Source organism: Promicromonospora sp. NPDC090134, assembly GCF_044746965.1.
Classification (GTDB): Bacteria; Actinomycetota; Actinomycetes; order Actinomycetales; family Cellulomonadaceae; genus Promicromonospora.
Genome location: NZ_JBIVCZ010000001.1, coordinates 113,557 through 127,784 on the forward strand (window position 1 = coordinate 113,557; position 14,228 = coordinate 127,784).

13 protein-coding genes and 1 pseudogene are annotated in these 14,228 nt (G+C 74.4%); 7 read left to right on the forward strand and 7 right to left on the reverse strand.

What is annotated here, in order from left to right:
• Positions 1 to 29 precede the first annotated feature (29 nt).
• Entirely contained in the window at positions 30 to 887 is an 858-nt protein-coding gene (locus ACIPN7_RS00525) for an ABC transporter ATP-binding protein (RefSeq protein ID WP_400536900.1), read from the reverse strand.
• Between the two features lie 329 nt (positions 888 to 1,216).
• On the opposite strand from ACIPN7_RS00525, the gene ACIPN7_RS00530 reads away from it, so the two are divergent.
• Positions 1,217 to 4,630, forward strand: coding sequence for a S41 family peptidase (locus ACIPN7_RS00530; RefSeq protein WP_400536902.1), 3,414 nt, complete (start codon positions 1,217 to 1,219; stop codon positions 4,628 to 4,630).
• A gap of 36 nt (positions 4,631 to 4,666) precedes the next feature.
• On the opposite strand, the gene ACIPN7_RS00535 is transcribed toward ACIPN7_RS00530, so the two are convergent.
• The gene (locus ACIPN7_RS00535) at positions 4,667 to 5,512 is read right to left on the reverse strand and encodes a class I SAM-dependent methyltransferase (protein ID WP_400536904.1); all 846 of its coding nucleotides are present in this window, start codon (positions 5,510 to 5,512) and stop codon (positions 4,667 to 4,669) included.
• Positions 5,513 to 5,694: 182 nt separating this feature from the next.
• Here ACIPN7_RS00535 and ACIPN7_RS00540 point away from each other — a divergent pair.
• The 5 genes and pseudogenes from ACIPN7_RS00540 to ACIPN7_RS00560 form a co-directional block, all read left to right on the forward strand.
• Positions 5,695 to 5,853, forward strand: a pseudogene (locus ACIPN7_RS00540) (cation transporter); the annotation flags it as partial.
• Positions 5,854 to 6,012: 159 nt separating this feature from the next.
• Complete coding sequence (locus ACIPN7_RS00545; RefSeq protein ID WP_400536907.1) at positions 6,013 to 6,969, forward strand: AraC family transcriptional regulator; 957 nt, start codon at positions 6,013 to 6,015, stop codon at positions 6,967 to 6,969.
• A gap of 123 nt (positions 6,970 to 7,092) precedes the next feature.
• Complete coding sequence (locus ACIPN7_RS00550) at positions 7,093 to 7,887, forward strand: amino acid ABC transporter substrate-binding protein (RefSeq protein ID WP_400536909.1); 795 nt, start codon at positions 7,093 to 7,095, stop codon at positions 7,885 to 7,887.
• Positions 7,888 to 7,940: 53 nt separating this feature from the next.
• The gene (locus tag ACIPN7_RS00555; RefSeq protein WP_400536911.1) at positions 7,941 to 8,600 is read left to right on the forward strand and encodes an amino acid ABC transporter permease; all 660 of its coding nucleotides are present in this window, start codon (positions 7,941 to 7,943) and stop codon (positions 8,598 to 8,600) included.
• The gene (locus tag ACIPN7_RS00560) at positions 8,587 to 9,540 is read left to right on the forward strand and encodes an amino acid ABC transporter ATP-binding protein (RefSeq protein ID WP_400536913.1); all 954 of its coding nucleotides are present in this window, start codon (positions 8,587 to 8,589) and stop codon (positions 9,538 to 9,540) included. Before ACIPN7_RS00555 ends, ACIPN7_RS00560 begins: the two co-directional genes overlap by 14 nt.
• 93 nt (positions 9,541 to 9,633) lie before the next feature.
• On the opposite strand, the gene ACIPN7_RS00565 is transcribed toward ACIPN7_RS00560, so the two are convergent.
• Complete coding sequence (locus ACIPN7_RS00565; protein WP_400536916.1) at positions 9,634 to 10,821, reverse strand: MFS transporter; 1,188 nt, start codon at positions 10,819 to 10,821, stop codon at positions 9,634 to 9,636.
• A 68-nt stretch (positions 10,822 to 10,889) separates the two neighbouring features.
• On the opposite strand from ACIPN7_RS00565, the gene ACIPN7_RS00570 reads away from it, so the two are divergent.
• Positions 10,890 to 11,195, forward strand: coding sequence for an ArsR/SmtB family transcription factor (locus tag ACIPN7_RS00570; protein WP_400536918.1), 306 nt, complete (start codon positions 10,890 to 10,892; stop codon positions 11,193 to 11,195).
• Between the two features lie 25 nt (positions 11,196 to 11,220).
• On the opposite strand, the gene ACIPN7_RS00575 is transcribed toward ACIPN7_RS00570, so the two are convergent.
• The 4 genes from ACIPN7_RS00575 to ACIPN7_RS00590 are packed head-to-tail and all read right to left on the reverse strand — an operon-like array spanning position 11,221 to position 14,160.
• Positions 11,221 to 12,003: an ABC transporter ATP-binding protein gene (locus ACIPN7_RS00575; protein ID WP_400536920.1), complete on the reverse strand. Its 783-nt coding sequence runs from the start codon at positions 12,001 to 12,003 to the stop codon at positions 11,221 to 11,223.
• Positions 12,000 to 13,004, reverse strand: a complete 1,005-nt coding sequence (locus ACIPN7_RS00580; RefSeq protein ID WP_400536922.1) for an ABC transporter substrate-binding protein — start codon at positions 13,002 to 13,004, stop codon at positions 12,000 to 12,002. Before ACIPN7_RS00580 ends, ACIPN7_RS00575 begins: the two co-directional genes overlap by 4 nt.
• Positions 13,001 to 13,870, reverse strand: coding sequence for an ABC transporter permease (locus ACIPN7_RS00585; protein WP_400536924.1), 870 nt, complete (start codon positions 13,868 to 13,870; stop codon positions 13,001 to 13,003). Before ACIPN7_RS00585 ends, ACIPN7_RS00580 begins: the two co-directional genes overlap by 4 nt.
• On the reverse strand, positions 13,867 to 14,160 hold the full coding sequence (locus ACIPN7_RS00590) for an MTH1187 family thiamine-binding protein (protein ID WP_400536926.1): 294 nt from the start codon (positions 14,158 to 14,160) through the stop codon (positions 13,867 to 13,869). Before ACIPN7_RS00590 ends, ACIPN7_RS00585 begins: the two co-directional genes overlap by 4 nt.
• Between the last annotated feature and the right edge of the window lie 68 nt (positions 14,161 to 14,228).

Sequence of the window (14,228 nt, forward strand, 5' to 3'; positions counted from 1 at the left end):
CGGTGGGTCTCGGGTCCAGCGGTGGTGGTTCAGCGATCGTGATGGGTCGGCACGCCGAGCCCGTCGAGCAGCTCCGCGCGGAGCTCGGCCAGGTCGCGCGCGGCGCGGTCCCGGGGCCGGTCGCCCGGCACGTCGACGATCCGCGCGACGCTCGGCGCCCCGCCGTCCGCCACCGTGCGCAGCAGGACCACGCGGTCGGCGAGGTAGAGAGCCTCCTCGACGTCGTGCGTGACCAGCAGGATCGTCGCGGGCTGCGCCGCGTGGACGTCGAGCAGCAGGTCCTGCATGCGCAGCCGGGTCAGGGCGTCGAGCGCGCCGAAGGGCTCGTCGAGCAGCAGCACACCGGGGTTGCGGGCCAGCGCCCGGGCGAGCGAGGCGCGCTGCGCCATGCCGCCCGACACCTGGCGCGGCCGCAGCCCGGCTGACGCGGCCAGCCCGACCAGGTCGAGCAGCCGCGCCACGCGCGCCCGTCCGGCGTCCTTCGCGGTGCCCGGCGGGAGGCCCAGCGCGACGTTCTGCGTGAGCGTGCGCCAGGGCAGCAGGCGGGGCTCCTGGAAGGCGACGGCGGTGCGCGGGTCCGCCCCGACCACGGGCGCCCCGTCGATCGTGACGCTGCCCGACGTCGGCGCGTCCAGGCCGCTGACCTGGCGCAGCAGGGTCGACTTGCCGCAGCCGGACGGGCCGAGCACGGCGACGATCTCGCCCGGCGCGACCTGGAGGTCGACGTCGCTCAGCACGGTGCGGCCGGTGCGGTCGGCACGCCCGGGCACCGCGAACGTGCGCGAGACGCCGTCGAGGAGGACGGGCAGTGCGGGGGACGCGGCGGCGCCCACCGCGCCGGCGGGCGAGGCTGTGGACAGGGCTGTGGACGGTGCTGTGGGAACCATGGGTGTCATCCCTTGCGATCGGTCCGTGCGGTAGGGCAGTCGCTGTGCACCGACCTGGCCCGGACCGGTCCGGGCGGCAGGCTCGACGGGAGCGTCACGTGCCGGCGCGTCGTGACGTCATCCGGCTTTCCTCTCCCATGGGGCGTTCAGTCATCTTTTGTCAGGCAATGTCGATGAACCCCATAGAACCGGATGATGCAACGCGCACACCAGGCCGTTTCATGATGTGAGACCACGATGTGGACCGCGCGGGCACCGATGCGTTCGCATGCTCCTCGCTGTCAGCGATTTCCGGTGACGGCGCCAGGTGCCGCGAGTACGTTGAGCCGGTGACCCAGCCCTATCTTCGGTACCCCCACATCCATGGTGACCAGGTCGCGTTCGTGGCCGACGACGACGTCTGGCTCGCCCCCGTCTCCGGCGGCCGCGCCTGGCGCCTGACCAGCGACCACGTGCCCGCGACGACTCCCCGCTTCTCCCCCGACGGCGCGCGCCTCGCCTACGTGTCCCACAAGGACGGCCACCCCGAGGCCTACGTGGTCGAGCTGGCCGACGGCGCCACGCGACGCCTCACCTGGTTCGGCGGCACGGCCACGACGGTCCTCGGCTGGGACGACGCCGGCCGGGTGCTCGTCTCGTCCAACGCCGGCTCGTACGAGCGCTCCCTGACCGTGGTGCGTGCGGTCGGCCTCGACGGGTCCGTCGAGACCCCGCGCTACGGGGCCGCGTGGGGTGTCGCCGAGCACCAGGGCCCGGACGGCGGGCGCACGACCGCCCTCGTCTCGGCGGGCTACCGCACGCCCGCCTACTGGAAGCGGTACCGGGGCGGCACGGCCTCCGTGCTCTGGCTCGACCGGGGCACGGGCGAGTGGGAGCGCCCGCTGCCCGACGACGAGGCCGGCGTCTACGACCCGATCTGGGTCGGGGACGCGCTGGTGTTCACGTCGGACCGTGCGGCGACGTTCCCCGACCACGCCGACGAGCAGGCGAACCTCTGGGTCTGGGACGGCCTGGCGACGGGCACGGCGGCCGGACCCCGGCTGCTCACCACCCAGACCGAGGCCGAGGGCTACGTCCGCGACGCGACGTCCGACGGCGCGCGCATCGTGTGGCACAGCCGCGGCGACCTCTGGCTGCTCGACGCGCTGGACGGTACGCCGCGCCGCCTGGACATCACTCTCACCGGTGCGCTCCCGGAGCCGTACTCGACCGACCCGGACTCGGCGGCGCGGGGGGTCGACGGGCTCGCCGTCGACACGAGCGGTGACGCGAGCGTCGTGGGCTGGCTCGGAACCGCGTTCTGGGTGACCCACCGTGCGGGGCCGGCCCGGGCGCTCGTGGCCGACCCGTCGGTCCGCGTTCGGGAACCCGTGCTGCTCGGCGACACCGGCCGCGCCGTCGTCGTCACGGACGCGCCGCACGCCACCGCTGACGGTGAGAGCAGGGAGGACGCACTGGAGGTGCACACGCTGCCCGGCACCGACGGGGTGGACCCGGACGCCGCACCCCAGCGCTTCGCGTCCGGCGAGCTCGGCCGGGTGCTGCACCTGGCCGCGAGCCCTGCCGGCGACAAGGTGGCGGCGATCTCGCACGACGGCCGGGTCAGCGTGGTCGCGCTGCCCGCCCCCGCGACGGACGGCGACGCCGCCGCGGACGACGGCGCGGCGGAGCCGGGCACCGTGATCCCGCTCGGCCGGTCGGCGAACGGCGAGGCGGAGTCCCCGACGTTCTCGCCGGACGGGCGGTACCTCGCCTGGTCCAGCCCGACCGGCACCGAGGGCGACCACCACCAGGTGCTCGTCGCCGACCTGCACGCGAAGACGCCGACGGCGACGGCGCTGACGTCGGGCCGGTTCCACGACTTCTCGCCGGCGTTCAGCGACGACGGCAAGTACGTCGTGTTCCTGTCGAACCGCACGTTCGACCCGTCCTACGACTCCCACGAGTTCGCCCTGTCGTTCAGCGCGGCGACCCGGCCGTGGCTCATCCCGCTGGCCGCGACCGAGCCGGCGCCGTTCGGCCCGAGCGCCGACGGCTGGCGCCTGAGCACCCCGGACGACAAGAAGGGCGGCACGGACGACGGCGCGGCGGGCGACGAGAAGCAGGACGAGGACACCCACGCGGCCTCGCCCGACATCGACTTCGACGGCGCCGAGGAGCGCGTGGTGCCGTTCCCGGTGACGTCGGGTCGCTACCGTGACCTGCTCGCGGCCAAGGGCGGTGTGCTCTGGGTGCACGAGACCGACGACGCGGGCGTGCTCGGCGCGCGGCACGCCGGCACCGACGGCGACCCGGCACCCGACGTGCTCCAGTTCTGGTCCTTCGAGGCACGCAAGGCCACGGACATCGCGGAGAAGGTGACCGCGTACGCGGTGTCGGGTGACGGCGAGCGGGTGGTGATCCGGTCCGGGTCGGGGCTCAGCGCGCAGTCGGCCACCAGCAAGCCCGGCGACGACGACCCGAGCGCCTTCGACATCGACCTGTCCCGCGTCCGCCACGAGGTGGACCCCCGCGCCCAGTGGCACCAGATGTTCGACGAGAACGCCCGCATCATGCGCGACCACTACTGGCGTGCGGACATGAACGGCGTCGACTGGGCCGGAACGGTGGCGCGCTGGCGTCCCTTGATCGACCGGGTCGCGACGCACGACGACCTGGAGGACGTGCTCTGGGAGACCGTCGCCGAGCTCAACACGTCGCACGCCTACGTGCGGTCGCCCCACGCCCGCGGCGACTCGGCCCGCAAGCTCGGGCTGCTCGGCGCGGACCTCACGCGGACCCCCGAGGGCTGGCGGATCGACCGGGTGCTGCCGAGCGAGTCGTCCGACCCGGGAGCGCGGTCCCCGCTGCGCGCCGCGGGCGTCGACGCGCGGCCGGGCGACCTGATCGTCGCGGTGGACGGCCGGCCGGTGGACCCGGTGGCCGGTCCGGCGGCGAACCTGGTCGGCGCGGCCGAGATCCCGGTCGAGCTGACCCTGCGGCGGACGCCGGCCCCGGCGGACGGGGAGACCGGCCCGGCCGCGAGCAGGGACCGGCGCGTCGTCGTCGTGCCGCTCGCCAACGAGTCCGACCTGCGCTACCAGGACTGGGTGCGGTCGCGCCGCGAGTACGTCGCCGAGAAGTCGGGCGGCCGGCTCGGCTACGTGCACGTCCCCGACATGGTGAGCACCGGGTGGGCCCAGCTGCACCGTGACCTGCGGCTCGCCGCGGACCGCGAGGGCATCGTCGTGGACGTGCGCTTCAACGGCGGCGGGCACACGTCGCAGCTCGTGATCGCCCGTCTCGCGGCGCGCGTCGCGGGCTGGGGGCTGAACCGGCACTACGACCGCCCCAACTCCTACCCGGACCGCGCGCCGCGCGGCCCCGTCGTCCTCGTCACCAACGAGTACGCGGGGTCCGACGGCGACATCGTGAACGCGGCCGCGCAGGCGCTCGGCGTCGGCCCGGTCGTCGGTGTGCGCACCTGGGGCGGCGTGATCGGGATCGACGGCCGCTTCGACCTCGTGGACGGCACCGGGATCACGCAGCCCCGGTACGGCCTCTGGCTCGAGGGCAAGGGCTTCGACGTCGAGAACTACGGCGTGGACCCCGACATCGAGGTGCGGCACACGCCGGCGGACTACTTCTCCGACGTCGACCCGCAGCTCGAGGCGGGCATGGCCGAGGCGTTCCGGCTGCTGGAGGAGACCCCGGCGGCCGCGCCGCCGGCTCTGCCGGAGCCGCGGGTGCGCCCCCGCTCGTGACGCGCGCCGCTCGGCCGTGTCGCGGGGGCGCGCCGCTCAGCGGCGCGTCGCCTGCACGAACGTGATCGGGCCGTAGCGGTGCTCCACGTGCGCCGCCTCGCGGGCGTCGGCGAACCCGCCGTCCGCGAGGAGGCGCAGCAGGCCGCCCTCCAGGTTCCGGGCGGTGTGCGGGTTCCCGGCGACGGCGGCGTGCCCGCGGCCGTGCCCCCGCACCCGGCCGTCCGCGCCCGTGCTGCCGGGGCCGCGCCGGGACCCGCGGCCGTGGCCATGGCCGTGCTCATGTCCGTGCTCGCCGCCCGAACCGTCCGCGCTGCCGAAGTCGACGATCGTCACCTGCCCGCCCGGCCGGAGCGCGCGGAACGCCTCGTGCGCGAACCGCACCCGCGCGTCGTCGGGCACGTGGTGCAGGGCGAGGGCGGAGACCACGTGGTCGAGCGAGCCGTCGTCGACGGGGAGCCGGTCGGCGAAGCCCTGGACGAGCGTGAGCGGGACGCGGCGGCGGGACGCCTTGCGGGCCGCGATGCGCAGCGCGGCGGCGTCCGGGTCCAGGCCGGTGACCCGGGCGGCCGGCTGCGCACGGAGCACGGCGAGCGACAGGTTCGCGGTGCCGCAGCCGAGGTCGAGCACGGACTCTCCCGGGGCGACGTCCGCGAGCGCCGCCGCTCGGTCGTGCAGGGGCCGCACGCGGGAGAACCGGGTGAACGCGTCGTAGAGCGGGAGCAGCCAGGGCCTGCCCATGCCGGGCAGGAACTCGCGCCCGCGCTCCTCCGGGGTGCGGTGGTCGAGGATCCGCACGGTGCTGTCGTTCATCCGGGTGCCTTCCGTCGTGGTGCCCGCGCCGGTGAGGCGCCGGGCCGGCCGCGCCGGCCGCTCGTCTAGCATCGGACATCCTGCGGGCCGCGGACAGGACGGAAGTCGGTGCCGATCGCACGATCCTCGGTCGGGTGGTGCGCGGAGCGTGCCGGGTGCGCGTCCGGCGCGGCGGGCGGAACGTCGGTACCGTCGGGGGCGTCACGACGGAGGGGGACGCATGGCACGGGAGCGGAGCGGCTCAGCGCTGACGGGGTCGGCCCTCGATGGTGGCCGAGGCCGCCCACTCCTGGGCCGACACGGGCAACGAGGTGTTCCTGCTGGTCGCCGAGCGCAAGGCGGCGCGGCCGCCGGACCAGGACCGGCCGCTCGGCTACGGCCGGGAGGCGTACGTGTGGTCGATGCTGGTCGCCAGCATCGACCTGCCGGGCGACGAGTCCGAGTCGCACGTCGCCGTCCGCCTGCGCGCCCTGGGGCGGCAGCTCGAGCGCGCGCCGCAGATCGTCGACGCCGTGCTCACCCTCGCGGTCCCGGGCGACCGGTGAGGTGCGACCAGTGACGGGCGACCGGTGATGGTGCCCCGGCCCCCGGACGACGCCCCGCCCTCGCTGCGCACCCCGTCCAGCATCCGCACCGTACGGCCGGACGGCACCCCGGTGTACCGGTACCAGCCGCGCCTCGGCATGCCGCCGGTGAACGTCAACCTGCACGACGGCGCGGACGAGCACCCGCACCTCCCGCCGGAGCACCGGCACGCCCACGACTTCTACGTGCTCGTCCTCATCGAGCGCGGCTCCGGGCCGGAGGACGGCGTACCGCACGACGGCGACCTGTACGCCGTCCCGCCCGGCCGGACGATCGACCCGGGCACGGTCCGGGGCTTCGCCGGCTCGCGGGCCTGGACGCTGGCCTTCACGCCCGACGCCGTCCCCTCGCTCGCCTCCGTCTCGCCGCTGGCCTGGGCGCACCACCCGCTCCTGGCGCCGTTCGAGGCCGAACCCGCAGGGCCAGGGACGGCCGACCGCCCGCCGGCCCTGACCACGAACGTCCCGGCGGGCGAGCGCCCGCGCTGGTCGGCGTCGCTCACGGAGCTGGCCGAGGAGCTGGCGGCACCCGGCCGGCTCGGCGCGCGGGACGCGGCGTCGGCCCTGCTGACGCGGATCCTGATCGCGACGGCGCGCCTGGCGCCGTCGGCCCCCGCGCCGCCCGACCCGCTCGTGACGCGCGTCTTCGACGAGATCGAGGCGACGTTCCGCGACCCGGTCTCCGCGGCCGACGTCGCCCGCGCGCTGGGCTACACGCCCGGCTACCTGACCACGGCGGTCCGCGAGCGCACGGGGCGCACCCTGCTGGAGTGGATCACCGAGCGCCGCATGACCGAGGTGCGGCGGATGCTGCGGGACACCGACCTGCCGCTCGCCGTCGTCGCCGCGCGCACGGGCCTGCGTGACGCCACGTACCTGGTCCGCCGGTTCAAGGACCGGTACGGGATCACACCGGACCGGTGGCGGCGGAACGAACGGTCCTAGAGCGGACCGTCGCAGAACGAACCGGCTCTGGACTCGTGCGTGAGTTCGGTCCTGCCATCGGCTAGTTTTGGGGCACGCATCGGCACGACTGATGTGTGCCACTCATCGAACGGAGCCCTCACCATGTCTCGCAACCGCGCCCTCCTCACGGTCACCGCGGCCTCGGCTGCCCTGCTGGCCCTGACCGCCTGCGGCAGCTCGGACGAGTCGGGTGGCGCGGGCGACGAGCTCGGCCTGTCCGGGGGCAAGCTGGTCGTCGCGACCGAGGGCACGTACCGGCCGTTCAGCTACCACGACGAGACGGACGAGCTGGTCGGGTACGACGTCGAGGTCGCCGAGGCGGTCGCCGAGAACCTGGGCGTGGAGATCGAGTTCCAGGAGACCCAGTGGGACGCGATCTTCGCGGGCCTGGACGCGGGTCGCTTCGACACCATCGCGAACCAGGTGACCATCACCCCGGAGCGCGAGGCCGACTACGTCTTCTCGACGCCGTACACCGTGTCGACCGGTGTGCTCGTGGTGGCCGCGGACAACAACGACATCACCAGCTTCGCCGACCTGGACGGCAAGACCAGCGCCCAGTCGCTCACGAGCAACTGGAACGACCTCGCCAAGGAGAGCGGCGCCACCGTCGAGGCCGTCGAGGGCTGGGCGCAGGCCGTGGCGCTGCTGGAGCAGGGCCGCGTGGACGCCACGATCAACGACAGCCTCACCTACCTCGACTACGCGAACACCGAGGACGCCTCCGGTATCAAGGTCGCCGCGGAGACGGACGAGGAGTCGCAGTCCGCGTTCGTCGTGACGCCGGAGAACGAGGCGCTGGCCACGGCGATCACCGGTGCCCTGGAGGACCTGCGGGCCGACGGCACGCTCGCGGAGCTCGGCAAGAAGTACTTCGGCGAGGACGTCTCGGAGTGACGTACCGCGCGACGCTCCCCGCCGGGCACCGCTGACGGCGCCGAGAGGGAGACATGGACTGGCAGCTCGTCGCCGACTCGTTCTGGCCGCTCCTGCAGGGCGGCCTCACCGGCACCATCCCGCTCGCCCTGGCGTCGTTCGCGATCGGTCTGGTGCTCGCCCTGGTCGTGGCGCTCCTGCGGCTCTCGCCGAACCCGGTGCTGTCCTGGATCGGCCGGGCGTACGTCTCGGTGATCCGCGGCACCCCGCTGCTGGTGCAGCTCTTCGTGATCTTCTACGGCATGCCGGAGATCGGCATCCGCCTGGACCCGTGGCCGAGCGCCATCATCGCGTTCTCCCTGAACGTGGGCGGCTACGCGGCCGAGGTGGTGCGTGCGGCGATCCTGTCCGTGCCCAAGGGCCAGTGGGAGGCAGCCTGGACCGTGGGCATGTCGCCGGTCCGGTCGCTGAGCCGGATCATCCTGCCGCAGGCCGCGCGGGTGTCGGTGCCGCCGCTGTCGAACACCTTCATCTCGCTGGTCAAGGACACGTCGCTCGCGTCGCTCATCCTGGTGACCGAGATGTTCCGCAAGGCGCAGGAGATCGCGGCGTTCTCGAGCGAGTTCCTGACCATCTACATCGAGGCGGCCTTCATCTACTGGTTGTTCTGCACGGTGCTGTCCGCGGGGCAGAACGCGCTCGAGAAGAGGCTGGACCGGTATGTCGCACACTGAGGACCGCCCCGCCGGCAACCTGCTGACCGCCCGGGGCATCGAGAAGTCGTTCGGCACCAACCACGTGCTGCGCGGCGTCGACCTGGACGTGCGGCGCGGCGAGGTGGTCGCGCTGATCGGCGCCTCCGGCAGCGGCAAGACGACGGTGCTCCGCTCGCTCAACGGCCTGGAGACCCCCGACGCCGGGGTGCTGGAGTTCGACGGCGGCCCCGCCGTCGACTTCGGCGCCCGGGCGGCGGCGCTCGGACGCCGGACGGGCGCCGTCGACGCCCGGACCGAGGACGCGCCGGCCGAGGACGCGCCGGCCGAGGACGCGCCGGCCGACGACGGGTCGGCCGACGACGTCCCGGCCGAGCCGGCCGCCGCCCGGTCCGGGTGGTCGGGGCGCCGCGCCGCGCGGCGTCGGGCCAAGGCCGACCGCGCCGCCCTGCGGGACCGGTCCGCGATGGTGTTCCAGCACCACAACCTGTTCCCGCACCGCACGGTGCTGGAGAACGTGATCGAGGGCCCCACCCAGGTGCAGCGGGTCCCCCGGGAGACGGCGGTCGCCCGCGCCGAGGAGCTGCTGGCCCGCGTCGGGCTGGCCGAGAAGCGCGACGCGTACCCGCACGAGCTGTCCGGCGGCCAGCAGCAGCGGGTCGGCATCGTGCGCGCGCTCGCGCTCCAGCCGGACCTGCTGCTCTTCGACGAGCCGACGTCGGCCCTCGACCCCGAGCTGGTCGGCGAGGTGCTGACGGTGATGAAGGAGCTCGCCGAGGAGGGCTGGACCATGGTGGTGGTCACCCACGAGCTGCAGTTCGCGCGCCAGGTCGCGTCCCAGGTGCTGTTCCTCGACGGCGGTGTGGTGGTCGAGCGCGGCGCGCCCGCGCAGATCTTCACGAACCCGGCCGAGGAGCGCACCCGCCAGTTCCTCAACCGGGTCCTGCACCCCCTGGACTGACCCAGCTATCCCCTTCGAGGCCCGGCTTTCTTCGCTTTGAGCAGCCTCAAAGCGAAGAAAGCCGGGCCTCGAAGGGGATGAGAGGGGCGCCTTCTAGGCGAGGGCGACCCGGCGAGGCAGCGCGTAGCCCAGGGCGAAGACGGCGAGCGCCGCCGCGGCCGCACCGGCACCGAGCAGGTCCAGCCACGCCGCGCCGAACGGCAGCACCGACGCGCCGACGACGGGCGCGACCGCGATCCCGATGTACATCGCCGTCGAGTACCAGGACAGGGACACCCCGGCGACGGCTGGGTCGACGTCGACCAGGCGGTGCTGGATGGGCACGAGTGCCGTGGCGGTGCCCAGGCCCCAGACCCCGAACAGCACGGCGGTACCCAGGTACGAGTCCTCCGCCGCGAACAGCGCGCCGAGGGAGACGACCACCAGGGCGAGGGCACCGACCGCGGTGGGCCGCGCCCCGATCCGGTCGGTGAGGGAGCCGCCCAACCAGTTGCCGACGAGCCCGGCGGCGCCGAAGACCAGCAGGAGCGTCGCGAGCGCCGTCCCGCTGCCGCCGGTGACGCCGCGCGTCACGGCCGAGCTGAAGATGTAGACCATGTTGAACGCGGCGGTGAAGAGCAGGGCCGTCATCAGGGCCAGGCCGATCCGGACGTCGCGCAGCACCGCGAACCGGGCGGCGAGGCCGGGCACCGACCCGGTCGGCACGGTGCGCGTGAGCAGCGCGACGACGACGGCGAGCACCGCCGCGAGCGCAGCCAGGATGCCGAGGGCGAGCCGCCAGCTCCCGAGGGCCGCGAGCGCCGTGCCCAGCGGGGAGCCTACAGCGGTCGCGAGCATGAACCCGAGGCCGACGACGCCGAGCGCGCGCCCCCGCTGCTCCGGGGGCACGAGCGTGGGAGCGGCCGCCATCGCGGCGGGCATGAGCGCGGCCCCGCCGAACGCGGCGACGACGCGACCGGCGGTGAAGACGGTGAGGTCACCGGCGATGGCCGAGAGGGCGATGCCCGCGGCGATGAGGCCCATGCCCGCGCCCATCAGGGCGGCGCGGGACGCGCGGGCGAACAGCACGGAGACCACCGGCGCGACGACCGCGACGATGATCGCGTACCAGGAGATGGAGTAGCTGACGGAGCTGGTGCTCGCACCGATCCCGTCGGCGATCTGCGGGAGCACGCCCGCGATGACGAAGGCGTTCGTGCCGACCACGAACAGCGCCGCCGCGATCGCCGAGATCCGGAGATAGGCGCCCCGCAGCGAGTATGATTGTTCGATGAACGTCATACCATCGAGCGTACGTGATAGTTCGATGGTTGTCGAACTATTTTGCCGGACCGATGTCGAGGTGAGCCATGGGTGACTACCCCAGCCCGGACATGGCCGAGGTCGAGCTCGTCGACGTGCTCAAGGCCCTCGGCGATCCGGTGCGCCTGCAGATCGTGCACCACCTGGCCGACGGCGAGCCCAAGCCCAAGACCCTTGACGCCTGGGGCCTGGACCTCACGAAGTCGACCATGTCGTACCACTTCCGGACGCTGCGCGAGGCCGGCCTCACGCGCACGATCGTGCACGGCCGCACGCATGCCATCCAGCTCCGCCGCGACGAGCTCGACGACAAGTTCCCGGGCCTGATCGCCGCCGTGCTCGCCGAGCGCTGACCGCCACGCCCGGACGCGGTCGCCGCTAGCGCGGTCGCGGCTGGCGCGGCAGCGGTTCGAGCGCGGCCAGCACCTCTTCCCTGCTCGGAGCGGCGGCGTCCAGCACCACCCGGCCCGGCCGGGCGCCGAGCACCACCACGCGGTCGGCCAGGGCGAGGGCCTCGTCCACGTCGTGCGTCACGAGCACCACGGCCCGCTGCCCGACGCCGGCGGCCGGCCCGCCCGCGGTCGCCTCTCCCCCGGACGCCCCGCCCGGACGGCCGGCCTCGGCGAGCCCGACCCCCGCCAGCCACTCGTTCATCCGCCTGCGCGTGATCGGGTCCAGCGCGCCGAACGGCTCGTCGAGCAGCAGCACGGGCCGCCCGGCCAGGCAGGTGCGGAGCAGCGCGAGCCGCTGCCGCATCCCGCCCGACAGCTCGTGGGGCCAGGCCCGCTCGAAGCCCGCCAGGCCGAACGTCTCGAACAGCTCGGCGGCGCGCGCCTCGGCGTCGGCCCGCGGCACCCGCGCGATCCGGGCGCCGAGCAGGGCGTTGGACCACGCTCGGCGCCACGGCAGCAGCCCGTCGCGCTGCGGCATCCACGCGGTGGCGGCACCGCCGTCCGGCAGCGTGGGCAGCGTGAGCTCCCCCGACACCGCCGCGCCCGGCGGCAGCATGCCGCCGAGCGCGCGCAGCAGCGTCGACTTGCCGCACCCCGAGGGGCCGACGACGGCGACGAACTCGCCGTCGGCCACCGCGAGGTCCACGCCGTCCAGGGCCAGGACGTCGCCGAACCGGACGCTCAGCCCGTGCGCAGCGAGCACCGTCACGGCAGGTACTCGTCGGTCCACGCGGCGTCCGTGTCGAACCCCGGCTCGGTCAGCCCTTCCTCCTCGAGGAACCGGACGAACCCGTCCCACACCTCCGCGCGCTGCGCGCCCCAGTCGCCGGACGCGTACTGCGGGCCGAGCCACCGCGCGCTCGCCCCGACCAGCTCCGGGTCGAGCTCGGGCGCGGCCTCCAGCAGCACCTGCGCCGCGCGGTCGGGGTCGGCCGCCGCTTCCTCGTACCCGCGCGAGAGCGCGGCCAGGAACCCGCGGGCGACGTCCGGCTCCTCGTCCAGCAGCGACCGGGACGTCGCCACGAGCGGCGTGTACCAGTCGGGGATGCAGTCGAGATGGTCGCGGAACGCGATGGTGTCGACGTCGAGCCCGTCCACCTCGCCCAGCCGGATCGTGTCCCAGGCGTCGAACACCCAGGCGGTGTCGAACTGGTCCTCGGTCAGGCCGATGCGGAAGTCGTCGCTGACGAGCGGCGCGAACTCGACCCGCGCGGGATCGCCGCCGTCGCACTCCACGAGCTTGCTGATCAGAGCCTTCTCGAGGTCGGACTCGTAGGACCCGTACCGCTTGCCCTCCAGGTCCCGGGGCCGGGTGATCCCGTCGTCCGCGAGGCTGATCAGCGACGACGTGTTGTGCTCGATCACGGTCGCGACGGAGACGACGTCGGCGCCCGCCGCGCGCGCCGGGACCAGGCCCTCCGCCACGGAGTAGGCGAAGTCGGCCTGGCCGGCCGCGACGAGCTGCAGGCCGGAGGTCTCGCCGGGCTCGACGATCTCGACGTCGAGCCCCTCCTCCTCGAACCAGCCCTCCGCCTGGGCCAGGTAGAGGCCGGAGTGGTTGGTGTTGGGCGTCCAGTCGAGCACGACGGTGACCTCGCGCAGGCCGCCGTCGGACGCCGCGTCGGCGGTGCCCGCGGCGGTGCCGCAGCCCGCGAGCGCCAGCGGCGCGAGCGCGGCGAGGACCAGGGCGGGGGTACGGGACAGGTTCATGATTTTCCTCTCTGCCACGGCGTCGCGACGCGGGTGAGCGCGGCGACGAGGGCGAAGAACAGGCCGGACAGGAGGGCGATCAGGACGACGCCCACGAAGATCTGGTCCACGGCGTACGCCTTGCGGGACCGCTGCACGAACACGCCGAGGCCGGACTGCCCGGCGAGGTACTCGGCGACCACCGCCGCGCCCACGGCATAGGTCGCGGCGACCCGCAGGCCCGCGAGCGCGCCCGGGACCGACGCCGGCAGGCGGACCAGCAGGAACTGGTCCAGGCGGGTACCGCCCAGGCCGGCGACCATGTCGGAGTGCTCGGCGTCGACAGCGCGCATCGCGCCCACCGCCGAGACCAGGACGGGGAAGAAGACGGTGAGCGACACCAGGATCACCTTGGGCAGCAGGCCGAAACCCGCCCACAGGATCATCAGCGGCGCGAGCACGACCACCGGCACCGTCTGCGTGAGCACGACGAGCGGGTACACCGCGTCGCCGGTCACGCGGGAGGCCGTGACCACGATGCTCAGCAGCAGGCCGGCGACCGCGCCGAGCGCGAGCCCGGCGGCGGCCTCGGTCAGAGTGGTCACGACGTGCGGTCCGAGCAGCGGCGCCACCTCGACGGCGGTCCGGGCCACCTGCGACGGCGCGGGCAGCACGAACTCGGGCACGCCCGCGAGGCGCACCCAGGCCTCCCACACCGCGAGCAGCGCCGCGACGGTCAGGAGCGGGGCGAGGACCCGCCCGGCCCGGCGTCCGACCCGATGTGCGAGGCCTCGCTCGCGCCTGGCCGGACGCCGTCCGGACTGCCGCCACCCGGCAGCCTCGCCCTGCCCCGCCGCCCGCCGCCGCGCGACGGCGCGCGTGCTCACGCCCGGAACTTGGTGACGAGGTCCGCGATGGTGGGGCCGGCGTCGTCGGCGCCCTGGCTGACCTTGATGTTGGACTGGACGCCGTCCGCGCCGGCGGCGAGCGTCGCCTCGTGGACGGCGCGCAGCAGCGCCCACACCTCGTCGGGGCTGCCCTGGACGAACGTGCCCATGGCGCCCACCTCATGAGTGAGCCCGGACGCCTGGATGACGGCGATGGCGGCATCCACGTGCGCGTACCTCGCGTCGGGCGTGCCGCTGGGGCGGGGAGAGACCTGGATCTCGGCAAGCATGTGCGACCTCCGTGCACGGGCATGCCAGAGGTCGCCGGTTCCCGACAGGGGGCGCGCGACCACGTCCC

Coding starts and splice junctions, on each gene's coding strand:
- ACIPN7_RS00525 (WP_400536900.1), bottom strand. CDS start 887: ATGGTTCCCACAGCACCGTCCACAGCCCTGTCCACAGCCTCGCCCGCC.
- ACIPN7_RS00535 (WP_400536904.1), bottom strand. CDS start 5,512: ATGCTAGACGAGCGGCCGGCGCGGCCGGCCCGGCGCCTCACCGGCGCG.
- ACIPN7_RS00545 (WP_400536907.1), top strand. CDS start 6,013: ATGGTGCCCCGGCCCCCGGACGACGCCCCGCCCTCGCTGCGCACCCCG.
- ACIPN7_RS00550 (WP_400536909.1), top strand. CDS start 7,093: ATGTCTCGCAACCGCGCCCTCCTCACGGTCACCGCGGCCTCGGCTGCC.
- ACIPN7_RS00555 (WP_400536911.1), top strand. CDS start 7,941: ATGGACTGGCAGCTCGTCGCCGACTCGTTCTGGCCGCTCCTGCAGGGC.
- ACIPN7_RS00560 (WP_400536913.1), top strand. CDS start 8,587: ATGTCGCACACTGAGGACCGCCCCGCCGGCAACCTGCTGACCGCCCGG.
- ACIPN7_RS00565 (WP_400536916.1), bottom strand. CDS start 10,821: ATGACGTTCATCGAACAATCATACTCGCTGCGGGGCGCCTATCTCCGG.
- ACIPN7_RS00570 (WP_400536918.1), top strand. CDS start 10,890: ATGGGTGACTACCCCAGCCCGGACATGGCCGAGGTCGAGCTCGTCGAC.
- ACIPN7_RS00580 (WP_400536922.1), bottom strand. CDS start 13,004: ATGAACCTGTCCCGTACCCCCGCCCTGGTCCTCGCCGCGCTCGCGCCG.
- ACIPN7_RS00590 (WP_400536926.1), bottom strand. CDS start 14,160: ATGCTTGCCGAGATCCAGGTCTCTCCCCGCCCCAGCGGCACGCCCGAC.